Source organism: Rugamonas apoptosis (assembly GCF_014042355.1).
In the GTDB taxonomy this organism is placed as follows: Bacteria; Pseudomonadota; Gammaproteobacteria; order Burkholderiales; family Burkholderiaceae_D; genus Rugamonas; species Rugamonas apoptosis.
On record NZ_JACEZU010000001.1, the window covers coordinates 791,352 to 803,854 of the forward strand.

General features: G+C 61.8%; 8 protein-coding genes. 3 read left to right on the forward strand and 5 right to left on the reverse strand.

What is annotated here, in order from left to right; all coding sequences use genetic code 11:
• The first annotated feature begins 31 nt into the window (after positions 1 to 31).
• Both bufB and H3H39_RS03500 read left to right on the forward strand, forming a co-directional pair.
• Positions 32 to 880: an MNIO family bufferin maturase gene (gene bufB, locus H3H39_RS03495; protein ID WP_182151970.1), complete on the forward strand. Its 849-nt coding sequence runs from the start codon at positions 32 to 34 to the stop codon at positions 878 to 880.
• Complete coding sequence (locus H3H39_RS03500; RefSeq protein ID WP_182151874.1) at positions 877 to 1,806, forward strand: HvfC/BufC family peptide modification chaperone; 930 nt, start codon at positions 877 to 879, stop codon at positions 1,804 to 1,806. The genes bufB and H3H39_RS03500 overlap by 4 nt, the downstream gene beginning before the upstream one ends.
• On the opposite strand, the gene H3H39_RS03505 is transcribed toward H3H39_RS03500, so the two are convergent.
• Positions 1,796 to 2,836: an energy transducer TonB gene (locus H3H39_RS03505; protein ID WP_182151875.1), complete on the reverse strand. Its 1,041-nt coding sequence runs from the start codon at positions 2,834 to 2,836 to the stop codon at positions 1,796 to 1,798. The two genes, H3H39_RS03500 and H3H39_RS03505, sit on opposite strands and share 11 nt — an antisense overlap.
• 140 nt (positions 2,837 to 2,976) lie before the next feature.
• On the opposite strand from H3H39_RS03505, the gene H3H39_RS03510 reads away from it, so the two are divergent.
• Entirely contained in the window at positions 2,977 to 3,852 is an 876-nt protein-coding gene (locus H3H39_RS03510; protein WP_182151877.1) for a M48 family metalloprotease, read from the forward strand.
• On the opposite strand, the gene H3H39_RS03515 is transcribed toward H3H39_RS03510, so the two are convergent.
• From H3H39_RS03515 to dnaN, 4 genes are all read right to left on the reverse strand, one after another.
• Complete coding sequence (locus H3H39_RS03515) at positions 3,843 to 4,565, reverse strand: substrate-binding periplasmic protein (protein ID WP_182151879.1); 723 nt, start codon at positions 4,563 to 4,565, stop codon at positions 3,843 to 3,845. The two genes, H3H39_RS03510 and H3H39_RS03515, sit on opposite strands and share 10 nt — an antisense overlap.
• 239 nt (positions 4,566 to 4,804) lie before the next feature.
• The gene (locus tag H3H39_RS03520; RefSeq protein ID WP_182151880.1) at positions 4,805 to 8,665 is read right to left on the reverse strand and encodes a DUF3427 domain-containing protein; all 3,861 of its coding nucleotides are present in this window, start codon (positions 8,663 to 8,665) and stop codon (positions 4,805 to 4,807) included.
• 126 nt (positions 8,666 to 8,791) lie between these two features.
• Positions 8,792 to 11,290 carry a DNA topoisomerase (ATP-hydrolyzing) subunit B gene (gene gyrB, locus H3H39_RS03525; protein ID WP_182151882.1) on the reverse strand — a complete coding sequence of 833 codons (2,499 nt, stop codon included), beginning with the start codon at positions 11,288 to 11,290 and terminating at the stop codon, positions 8,792 to 8,794.
• A 57-nt stretch (positions 11,291 to 11,347) separates the two neighbouring features.
• Positions 11,348 to 12,454 carry a DNA polymerase III subunit beta gene (gene dnaN, locus H3H39_RS03530; RefSeq protein WP_182151883.1) on the reverse strand — a complete coding sequence of 369 codons (1,107 nt, stop codon included), beginning with the start codon at positions 12,452 to 12,454 and terminating at the stop codon, positions 11,348 to 11,350.
• Positions 12,455 to 12,503: the final 49 nt, after the last annotated feature.

The window sequence follows — 12,503 nt, forward strand, 5'->3', positions numbered from 1 at the left end:
CAACCACCACCTGAGCTACCCGCACCATGCCATCCGCCTGCAAGCTTCGCCCGGCTTCGGCCTGGGCCTGCGTCCCGCCCACTACCTCGACGTGATCGGCAGCAGTCCCGCCAGCTCGGGCGTGGACTGGTTTGAGATCCTGTCCGAGAACTACATGGTCCCCGGCGGCAAGCCGCTGGCCATGCTGGAACGCGTACGGCGCGACTATCCAGTCGTGATGCATGGCGTGTCGATGTCGGTGGGCACGCCGCAAGGGCCGTCGGACGACTACCTGCGCGCGCTCAAGGCGCTGGTGGAGCGGGTGCAACCGCTGTGGGTGTCGGACCACCTGTGCTGGACCGGTGTGCACGGCCGGAACATGCATGACCTGTATCCGCTGCCGTACACGGAGGAAGCCGTGGCCGCCGTGGTGCGCAATGTGCGCCGCGTGCAGGACTACCTGGGCCGCCCCATCCTGCTGGAGAACGTGTCGAGCTATGTGTCGTTCACGGCCGACACGCTGCGCGAATGGGAGTTCGTGGCGGCCGTGGCGGAACAGTCGGACAGCCTGATTCTGCTGGACGTGAACAACGTCTACGTCAGCAGCGTCAATCACGGTTTCGATCCGCACGCGTATTTGCGCGCGCTGCCCACGCGGCGGGTGCAACAGATCCACCTGGCCGGCCACAGCGTGCAAGCCGGCTGCATCATCGACACCCACGACCAGCCGGTGGCCGATCCCGTGTGGGCGCTGTACGCGGACGCATTGCGCCGCTTTGGCCCAGTGGCCACCATGATAGAACGGGACGATAACATTCCGCCGTTGCCGGAGCTGGCGGCCGAACTGCGGCGCGCACGCCAGCTGGCCGCCGCCGTGCTGACCGAAGCGGAGGCGGCATGAACGGGCTGGCGGAGATCCAGGCCGCGTTCCAGGCCTATGTGCTGGCAGACCTGCCCGATGAGGTGCTGGAGAATGTGCCGAATGATGTCCCGCCTGATGCGCCGGATGATATGGCGGCTGACGTGTCACCGGATGCGCCGGCCAACATATCGGGCCAGGGCGGAGCGCAGCCCTCCATCGTGCGCGCTGTATGTGGCCAGTCTGGCCCGTCCGGCCAGTACGGGCTGGGCGCGCTGGAGCGGCTGGCGATTTACCGCAACGCCTACCGCGTCCGCATGCGCGAGGCGCTGTGCGAAGCATACGACAAGACGTGGAGCTATCTGGGCGACGCGCTGTTCGCGCAACTGGCCGACAGTTACCTGGCCGCCCATCCCTCGCGCCAGCCCAATCTGCGCTGGTATGGCGACGTCTTTGCCGACCATGTCGCGCAAGCCTTGCCCGAGTACCCGTGGGTGGCGGAGCTGGCCCGCTTCGAATGGGCCCTGGGCCTGGCGTTCGACGCGGCCGATGCCGCGCCACTGACGGCGGCCGATGTGGCGCAACTGGCGCCGTCAGCGTTGGATGAGCTGGCGCTGGACTGGCATCCATCCGTACGCCTGCTGCCGTTGCGCTGGAACGCGGTGGCGCTATGGCAGGCGCTGGGTGCGGAGCAAACGCCGCCCGATGCGGCGCCATCCGATACGAGCGTGACGTGGCTGGTGTGGCGCCACGGCGAGCAACCGCATTTCCGTTCGCTGGATGTGGGCGAGGTCGGCGCACTGTCGCGCATAGGCGAAGGCGCCACCTTCGGCTCGCTATGTGAAGACATCGGTGCGCAGCGGGGCGAGGCCGCCGTGCCGGCGTTGGCCGGCTATCTGCGGCACTGGCTGGCGCAGGGCGTGCTAACCCCGCGCCGCGAAGGCTGCGGCCGTACCGTCACAGCTTGATGATGAAATCCGTGTTGTAGGTATAGCGCATGGCGCAGGGCTTGCCACCGCAGCGCGCCGGTTTGAACTTGGTGAGCATGAGCACGGAACCGGCGATACGGCCCAGTTCCGGCTCGGGCGCCTCCAGTACGGCGACGCTGAGGGGCGTGCCGTCGCTGTCGATCTGCACATTGATCCGGAATTTGCCGCGCACCCTGGCCTTGGCGTGCATTTCCATGAACGCCTTGGCGATCGCTTCCGGCCCTTTGATCGGATAGGGCGGCTCGTCGTCTTCCAGCAGGATATGGTACGGCTGCTTGACCAGTTGCTGTTGTTCCGGCGACAGTTGCGCGTAGCTCAGGCCGGGTGGCACGTTGAAGCCATACGCGGCGTCATGCTTGATGTTGGTGCCGAGGTCGGGTTGCTCCTGGCGGACGCCGTAGCTTGGCCGTTCCACCGGTTCCCGCGGCCGTGGCTGCGGATGGAACTCACGCGTCACCTCGACCCCGTTCGGGTAGGTGATCACCCCTTTGCCGCTGAATTCTCCATTCGCCCAACCGCCTTCGTAACTGCCGCCGGCGCCGTAGCTCATCTTGCCTTGGCCGTGGGGGGTATTGCCGCGCCACTCGCCGTGGTACGTGTCGCCCTGCGGGGAACTGTAATCGGCGATACCGGTCGCCACGCCGGCAACGAAGGTCGCGTTGAGCTTGCCGCCCTTGGCGTTGGTGTAGACGCCCTTGCCCTCCAGCTTGCCCTCTTTGAAATCGCCCTGCAGCGAGGCGTCGTTGGCCAGCAGCAGGAAGCCTGGGCCGTTGGGCACGCCCTTCACCAACACGCCTTCGTAGCCGCCATGCGGGCGTCCCCGGACGGACCAGTTCAGGGTGCCCATGCCATCCGCGTAGCCATCCTTGCAACCGCCGCTCCAGCTCGCCTGTTCGTCCTCGATGGGGTGCGGATTGGCGATCAGGCAGTCTGGTTTGCCGACGTAGGTCATGGCGGCGCCGGCGTTGGTCGCCAGCAGCAGGGAGGTCAGGGGCAGCAGCAAGCGCATGGCCATGCTCCATAAGTTATTAATTTTTTAATGTTATCAGTTCTATTTTTGAAATGGAAGATTGCTTAGGCGCTCAGGCATTGAGTCGCCGCAGGGACTGGCCTAACATGGACGAATATCGTTTCCACAAGCAGGCTGGCATGTGTTCTTTCCTTCCGAGGCAGATACGACGTGCGGCGCCGGTGCTGGCGCTGCTGGCCGCTTCCGCCGCCGCGCCCGCACCATCGCTCGCGCAGCCGTTGACGCAGCCGTTGACGCAGCCGTTGACGCAGCCTGTGACGCAGCCTGTGACGCAGCCTTCGGCGCAACTTTCGACGCAGCCTTTGACGCGGCCGCTCACGCAGGAGCAAGTGGCGGCGCACGCGGCCGGCATGTACGCCAGCCGGGTCGCCGTGTTCGATGCGGCCGGCCAGCTCGATCCGGTGCCCGCCTTTACGGCCCGTGTGCGGCGGGTGGCGGCCGGCCTGATCGCGCAGGCCGCCCGCGACTATCCCGAAACAGCAAGCTGGCGCTGGGAAGTCCACACCAGCTCCGATCCGGACCAGGACGCCGATTGCATGGCCGGCGGCAAGATCCTCGTCAGCCAGGCCTACGTGGAACGGCTGGAATTGAGCGACGCGGAACTGGCCATGCTGCTGGCGCATGAGATCGCGCACGCCGCGCTGCGCCACAACTTGCGGGAACTGGAGCAGGCGCTGGTACTGGACCCGGCCTGGGCCGGGCGTCCGTTCGAAGCGCTGGTGGACGCCGTCGACCACGACGCGGCGCTGATGGCCAGGCTGGCGCCGCTGAATCTGGCGCAGGAGGCGGAGGCCGACCACGCGGGCCTGCTGCTGGCCGCGCGCGCCGGCTGGCCGCCCGAACGGCTGGCCCTGTACTACCGCAAGATGATGCGCGCCAGCGGCCGCCCCTATCTCGACAGCGAAGACCACCCGGCTCCGGCCAGCCGCTGGCGCGCGGCGCGGGCGCTGGCCGCCACGCTGGGCGCGCCGGGCACGCCGGAAGTTCAGCGGTAGCGGGCCAGGATCCGCTCCACGCTGCCGTCGTCGGCCAGCGCGTCGAGGGCGCGGTTGATGTCCTGGAACGGGATGGTCGACTTGCGCGAGAACGCGCACTGCGCCTTGAAGGTGGAGAACACCAGGTCGGGCCGCAGCCGCAGCGTCTTGTCGTTGCGGGTCAGGTAGGCCAAGGAGGACTGGACCATGATGGTGTACTGTACCTCGCCCGCCATCAGCCGGCGCAGGTTCTTGTCCATATTGGGCGACTCGGTGCGGAAGAACTGCTGGCCCAGCACCTGCTCCACGCGCGGATAGCGGTAGCCCGTGACGGTGCCGACGGGGCGGTCGCGCAGGTCGGCCAGCGAACGGATCGGCGGCGCGCCCTCGCGCGCCACCACCAGTTCCGCATCGGGGATCAGCGGCCGGCTCCACTGGTAGTCGCCGTCGATCCAGAACGGCAGCACGTAGCAGATGCCATCGGCGCGGCCCTGGGTCAGGGTGGGCGTCACGCCATCGACGTCCACGCTCAGGTAGCTGGCTTGCCGCCCCAGCCGCTGGGCCAAGGCGTCGCCCAGGTCTTTCAGGATGCCGCCGCTCAGTTTGCCGTCGCGGAACTGCACCAGCGGCATGGTCAGGTCGGTGGGCGCGATCATGACCAGCTCACCGCTCGCGGCATGCGCGGCTTGGCTCAGGAACAGCGCGGCAAGAAGACACAGGAATTGCCGAAGCATGGGCGGTTCGCCTCCGCGGATGTGGGTGGGGGCGGATCGCTTACGAAGGCAGGCAAGCGAGCAGCGTTGATTAAGGCCATTCTACGACAGGCGGGGTAGGAGCGTAGCCCATGGCCGTCAATTTTTGTGACGGCGTTCGTGGACCGGTAATAGCGCGAGCAGCGCCGCGTGCTGCAGCGTAGGACAATTGATTTGTAAGCTGCACGCCCGATATGGGGCCGCTGATGTTTACTTTGAGGCTAACGGTCCTTCTCAAAAACGACACTCATCGGACCACTTCCCGAATGACTTCTGTACCGCACAGTGCCATGATAGAAAAATGGCGCTGCTTTTCCATTTGAAAGCTTGTTTTCGCGTACAAACAAATGAATGGCAGTACCTGTTTTCTCGTGGTCAATTATTTCACGCCCTCTTTTATTGGTCGGAGTGGTCGAGTTTTGGCTTTGCCAATGGAAAGTATTGTCATCGATCCAGTGATCCATGTACCGATGATCCGCCGCTTTGCCTTGCTTATTGATCGTCACCAGCAGAACGGCCGCTTTCTGGCCGGCCAACGAGATATGGCCGACATTCCATTTGCCGACGCTGAACTCATCGCCGAACAACGTCGGGATGTCTTCGCGCATAAACGCCTGGCCAATCGCAAGGTCCAACGGGTTGATCACATCCTTCAACCGGGCCAAAGTGCGCATGTCTTCGGTCGCGGGTAAATCCTCATAGTCGGGATTGTTTGCGCGTAGGATATACCCACCCTCCGGTGATTTGACGACCGTTCGCAGAAGATATTGGTTTCCTTCACCAGTTTCGTCTTGCCGTTCGATCGCCATCACCGCGCCCGTGATGGCGCCGGCTCGAGTGGGGGTGATGAACTCCAAAAGAAGGTAGTCGCCGTCTTGAATGGGGTGTTTTCCTCCATTCATCGAGTTGCCCGACGCGCGGGCGATGAAATGCCGTTCGGGATCTAGGCGGCCGTAGGTCGGACCAAGCGCGCGGTATTCTTCCGCGTCGGTTGTGCCAGTCTTGAAGTGGCCGCAGGCGATTTTGAGATTGGGAAAATAGGGAAGCTCAACACGGTCGCTGGCTTTCGCGGCTGGGCCGATCGGGATGACATTGTCTGGGATGTCCTCGCTGACAAGACGCACCTCGTAGCTCGCGAGGCGATAATCCACTAGCTCTTGGACCATCGGGGCAAACTTTTGCATCTGCTCAGGCTCGACACTGAACGATGGCTGGAAAAGCCCATCAGTAATGCGGAAATATGAATTGTTCTTTTTCGCGCGGTTACCGCCGACCCAAGCATTCACCGGATTATCGAGCCAGTACCGATGCCAGGCACTGGTCGTACCGTCTTGTAGTTGCCGCTGTGCGGTCGGCAAGTCCGCCAGCAGTTTCCGGCGACGTTGCAGCACGCCCCAGGAAGATGCCGCCAACGCCTGTGTGGTCGGCGGGCCGCCCCAGCCATCCAATTCTTGAAACGCTTCGAGCAGCACCATCTTGAAGCTTTTCATCATGGCCGTCGTTTCGATTTCGCGGAAAAAGGCGCGATGCGCTGACGTGATTTTTCGCTCGTCATCATCGAGGTCATCCATTGCTTCCACGAGCTGGAACCAGCTGCCGTAGTCATTGCGCATCGATTGCATGCTGGCGCCACCTCGATAAAATTCCGCGAGAGTTGGGCGGCGAGCAAGGGTGTCGCGCATTGCCAGGTAGTCGTTCCTGATGCCGTCGCTGTCGAGCGATTTGAGGAAATCAATGAGACGCAGGTCGTAGTTGACGTAGCAGCCTTCTGGAAGCTTCAGCTGATCGGTTTCGTAATCGCGTGCGAATTTTGCCAAGCGTTTGTAGCTCGCGTCGAACTCGAATAAGCCTTGCGGCTTGTGCAGGAAGCTCTTGTGGTTGCCGATGAAATCCAAGATGACCAGCTTTTCCTTGCCATCGCACTTGCGCAATCCGCGCCCAAGCTGCTGCAAGAATAGAATTTTCGATTCGGTTGGCCGCAACATCATGACGGTGTCGATTTCAGGTAAGTCGACGCCTTCGTTGAATAAATCAACGGAAAAGATGACGGCAAGTCGCCCGTCTTTTAAACGCTCCAGCGCATCGGCGCGACTCAGCGGAGAGCCAGCATATACGGCGGCGCACGCGATACCTGCTTTGCCGAATTGGGCGGCCATGAATTCCGCATGCGCCACGGAGACGCAAAACGCCAACGTCCGTGCTTGTTTGCGCTGCTGCCACTCTGTCAGCGCATGCTTTGCGCGGGCCAGCGTGGCGAGTTTGTTGGACAGCTGATCGGGATCGAAGCGCCCACTGCGCCAGGGAATCTCGTTGTAGTTTACCGAGTCGTCGAAAATGCCATAGTAATGGAATGGCACAAGTAAGTTCGCGTTTATGCCTGCGCTCAGACCGCGCTCGAAAACGAGATTGTCGTCGCATAGCGAGAGTATGTCCGACTGGTCCGAGCGATCTGGCGTGGCGGTTAGACCGAGCAGGAAGCGAGGAGAAAAATACGTCAGCAGACGGCGATACGTTTCCGCAGCGGCGTGATGGAATTCATCGATGACGATGTAGTCGAAGTGGTGCGGCGAGAATCGCTCGAGGTGGGCGTTCTTGCTCAGCGTTTGAACCGATGCGCAAAGGATGTCGACCTCGGTATCCCGCGTTTGGCCAGCGTAATAGCCCACGCGCGCATGGGGACGAATTCTCAAGAACGTTGCAGCGGCTTGATTCAGAATCTCTTCGCGATGGGCGACGAAAAGCACGCGTCTTGCGCCAAATTGTTCCGCATCGAAGGCGGCTAGCCACGTTTTACCGAGGCCGGTGGCCAAAACGACTAGTCCACGTCGAAAGCCCTCGTCCCTCGTTTCAGATAGCGCCGCTAAGGCTTCGATCTGTACACGAGTTGGTTCAGGCGGTGGGTCTTGCTCCAAGCTGCCTGGTGCGACGGCGCGGGGCAACGGAACACGGCGCGCTTCGTATTGCGCGATCCAAGCGTCAGTTAGCGGGACGCTGCGGGGATGCGCAAATAGCTCCTCGAATTTGGCGCGCGCTTCCAAAAAGCCGCTGTCGCCCGGATATTCCACGCGGTAGTTCCACTCCAAGCCATTCTGCAACGCCTGTCTGCTGATGTTGCTTGATCCAATGAAGGCCGTGCCAGTGAGGCCGTCAGCGGCGCCGTGACGAGCGAATAAGTAGGCTTTTAGGTGAAAACTGCCACCAGCGGATTCGTAGACCTTCACTTGCGCGCCTTGCTCTTGAAGCAGCATAAGCAGGCGTAACGCTTCCGGGTCGGTAACGTCGAGATAATCACTGGTCAAAACGCGGACCCGAGCGGGGGCGAGCTCTCGCGTGTCATCACCGGTCAGAGCGCTTTGAAGATCCGGCAGCAGTAGACGCAAGCCAGTCGTTTTGATGAACGCGACCGCCATGTCGATATCCGTGGCGTGATTGATCGCTGCGCTGATGTGCGGCAGGAATGGATCATCTCCACCCGTGACCAGCTTGCTCTTCTCGGCCTTTGCGCGAAACGCGATCGCATTGAGCCACTGCTCGGAGCGGCCGGGGCGTTGGTCTGCAGATAGCCAGTATTCGGCGTGTTGAAAATCCGGGAGGGTGGATAGCCAACTATGTAGCTGCGCTTCGTTGACATCGGTGAAGTGGCGGCCGTCCTGCATGCGCTCACCAACACCGAGTTTAAAGCTTAGGTAAAACGTCGCGCCAGGCTTGAGGGCGTTCCAGAGGCACTGCAGGGCAAACGGTATGTCTTCCTGCGGCAGGTGAAGCAGGCTCGCGCATGCCCATATCCCGTCATAACAGGACTGTTCTTGAACCTCAGAGAATTTACGCACAGGGACCAGAATGCCAATGTGCGCGGACGCCAGCCGGGCAAGCTCGGTGGACCCATCAAACGCCGTGACATGAAATCCCCTTTCGAGAAACGCCTTGGCGTCTCGGCCTGAGCCGCACCCCGCATCAAGGACAGTTCCACCGGGGCTAACTGTCGACAAGAATCTGTCATGTAGAACCGACATATCGACATCCACGGTGTTGGCGTAGAAGACTTCCGCGTTTTGATTGTAGTAGGCGAGTGTGCTGGTCATGTAGGGACGAAAGGGGATTTGTCGCTATTGCATTTTTCCAAAGATCACTCGCATAGTATGACCAAAAAGCAAAAAAGCCAACCGCGAACGGTTGGCTTTTGCATCGTAGTGATAATGCAAATTGACTTAAACGTCGATATTCCCGGCGCGGAGCGCATTGTTCTCAATAAACGCCCGGCGCGGTTCCACATCATCGCCCATCAGCGTGGTGAAGATCTGATCGGCCGCGATGGCATCCTCGATCTGCACCTTGAGCAAGCGGCGCACGGTTGGGTCCATGGTGGTTTCCCACAGCTGTTCCGGATTCATCTCGCCCAGACCTTTGTAGCGCTGCTTGGACACCACACGTTCCGCCTCGTCGCGCAGCCACTGCATCGCGTGATGGAAGTCCGTCACGGCCGATTCCTTGGTGCGCTCGCCTTCGCCGCGGCGGACCACGGCGCCTTCGCCCATCAGGCCGGAGAAGGTGCTGGCGGCGTTGGCCAGCACGGCGTAATCGGCGCCTTGCACGAAATCGGCGTCGATCGAGCTGACCTTCACGTTACCGTGGTGCATACGTTCGATCCACAGCATGTGCTTTTCCGACAGCTCGTCCGAGCGCACGGTGACCTTCACACCCAGATCGCCGATGCCGTCGGTCAGCGCGCGGGCCGACGCTTCGGCCGATTCCAGCGAGCTCAGGTCCAGTGTCACGCCCGTCATGATGGCGCTCAGCGCGGCGCGGTCGATCACGCGCGTCAAACGCGTCATGATGGCGTTGGCCAGGTTGAATTTGCGTACCAGCTCGGCCAGCGGTTCGCCGGTGATCGGGTCGGCGCCTTCGCGCGGGGTCAGCACGGCCGTGTTCAGGGCCACGCTCATCATGTAGCTCGCTTCTTCCAGGTCGTCCTTCAGGTAGCGCTCGTCGCGGCCGGCTTTCACTTTGTACAGCGGCGGCTGGGCGATGTAGATGTGGCCCCGTTCCACCAGCTCCGGCATCTGGCGGTAGAACAGCGTCAGCAGCAGCGTGCGGATGTGGGCGCCGTCGACGTCCGCATCGGTCATGATGATGATGCGGTGGTAGCGCAGTTTTTCGACGTTGAATTCGTCCGGTCCGATCGAGGTGCCCAGGGTGGCGATCAGGGTGGTGATCTGTTCGGACGACAGCATTTTTTCAAAGCGCGCCTTTTCCACGTTCAGCACCTTACCGCGCAGCGGTAGGATGGCCTGGAATTTACGGTCGCGGCCCTGCTTGGCGGAGCCGCCTGCGGAGTCACCCTCGACCACGTACAGTTCGCACAGGGCCGGGTCTTTTTCCTGGCAGTCGGCCAGCTTGGCCGACAGGCCCAGGCCGTCCATCACGCCCTTGCGGCGGGTCAGGTCGCGGGCCTTGCGGGCCGCTTCGCGCGCGCGCGCCGCTTCCACGATCTTGCCGCAGATGATCTTGGCGTCGTTCGGCTTTTCCATCAGGTAGTCGGACAGCGTCTTGGCCACGATCTCTTCGACCGGGCCGCGCACTTCGGACGACACCAGCTTGTCCTTGGTCTGCGAGGAGAACTTCGGCTCGGGCACCTTCACCGACAGCACGCAGGTCAGGCCTTCGCGCATGTCGTCGCCGGAGATTTCAACCTTGGCTTTCTTGGCGAATTCCTGCTCTTCGATGTATTTGTTGATCACCCGCGTCATGGCGGCGCGCAGGCCGGTCAGGTGGGTGCCGCCGTCGCGCTGCGGGATGTTGTTGGTGAAGCACAGCACCTGTTCGTTGTAGGCGTCGTTCCACTGCATGGAGACGTCCACGCTGATGTTGGTGCCCTGGTCGGACAGGCGCTCGCCGGTGGCCTGGAACACGGTCGGGTGCAGCACGGTCTTGGCTTTGTTGATGTATTCGACGAAGCCGCGGGTGCCGCCTTCGAACGCGAACACTTCTTCCTTGCCGGTGCGCTGGTCGGTCAGCTTGATGTTGACGCCGTTATTCAGGAACGACAGTTCGCGGATACGCTTGGCCAGGATCTCGTAGTGGAATTCGACGTGGGTGAAGATTTCCTCGTCGGCCCAGAAGTGCACGTCGGTGCCGCGCTTGTCGGTTTCGCCAACCACCTTGATGGGCGAGACGGCGATGCCGTCCACCGTTTCCAGTTCGCGGTTCTGCGGCACGCCGCGCGCGAATTCCATGAAGTGCACTTTGCCGTCGCGGCGGATGGTCAGCTTGAGGCATTTGGACAGTGCGTTCACGCACGATACACCCACGCCGTGCAGACCGCCGGACACTTTGTACGAGTTCTGGTCGAACTTGCCGCCGGCGTGCAGTTCGGTCATCACGATTTCGGCCGCGCTGCGTTTCGGGTCGTGCTTGTCGTCCATCTTCAGGCCGGTCGGTACGCCGCGGCCGTTGTCGGTGATGGAGATCGAGTTGTCCGAGTGGATGGTGACGTGGATCTCGGTGCAGTGGCCCGCCAGCGATTCGTCGATCGAGTTGTCCAGCACTTCGAACACCAGGTGGTGCAGGCCGGTGCCGTCCGAGGTGTCGCCGATGTACATGCCGGGACGTTTGCGCACCGCTTCCAGACCTTCCAGGATCTGGATGGAGGCGGCGCCGTATTCTTCGGTCTTGACCGGAACTGGGTTCTCTTGGATGCTATCGGACATGGACTGCTTTCTCAAATAACGAATTACTGGAATGACTTGTTAAACCTGCGGTGACGCTCAGATCCGCATCGGCATGACAACGTATTTGAAGTCGGCGTTGTCCGGGATCGAGATCAGGGCCGACGAGTTGGAGTCGCCCAGCGCGATGTTGACGTAGTCGCACTTCAGGTTGTTGAGCACGTCGAGCAGGTAGGTGACGTTGAAGCCGATGTCCACGCTGTCGCCGCCGTAGTCGATTTCCAGTTCTTCCACCGCTTCTTCCTGGTCGGCGTTGGTGGAGCTGATCTTCATGCTGCCGGGGGTGATGATGCAGCGCACGCCCTTGAATTTGTCGCTGGTCATGATGGCGGCCCGTTGCAGCGAGCGCAGCAGCTCATCGCGGCCGATGGTGAATTCGTTGTGGTAGCCCTTGGGGATCACGCGCGTGTAGTCGGGGAACTTGCCTTCCACCAGCTTGGAGATCAGCTCGATGTCGGCGAAGGTCAGCTTGACCTGGTTGGCGGCGATGTCCAGCTGCACCGGGTCGTCGTTCTCTTCCAGCAGGCGCTGCAGTTCGATGATGGTCTTGCGCGGGATGATCACTTCCTGGCGTTCGAAGCGCTGTTCCGTCTCCACCTGGCAGAACGCCAGGCGGTGGCCGTCGGTGGCCACGGCGATCACGTTGTTGCCGTCCAAAACCAGCAGCAGGCCGTTCAGGTAGTAGCGGATGTCCTGCTGGGCCATGGAGAAGTGCACCATGTTGAACAGGTGCTTGAGCGTCTTTTGCGGCAGGGTGACGGTAGCGTTGTAGCTGTCGGCCTGCTGCACGGTGGGGAATTCCTCGGCCGCCAGGGTTTGCAGCGCGAAGCGCGATTTGCCCGTTTGTACCGTCAGGCGCTTGTTCACCAGCGTCATGGTCACGTCGCCCGCTTCGGGCAGCGCGCGCAGGATGTCGAGCAGTTTGCGGGCCGCCACGGTGGTGCCCGTCACGTCCGCGCCGGAACCAATGTCGGCGTGGGTGGTGATCTGCACTTCCGTGTCGGTCGACAGGAACGAGACGCTTTCGCCTTCTTTGCGGATGAGGATATTGGCCAGAATCGGCATGGTGTGCCGACGCTCGACAATACCGCTCACGATCTGCAGTGGCCGGAGAAGCGTATCTCGGGTGGTTTTGACCAATTGCATATTTATCCTCGAAAGTAAAATTTAACGATACAACTTTAACAATTCCGCC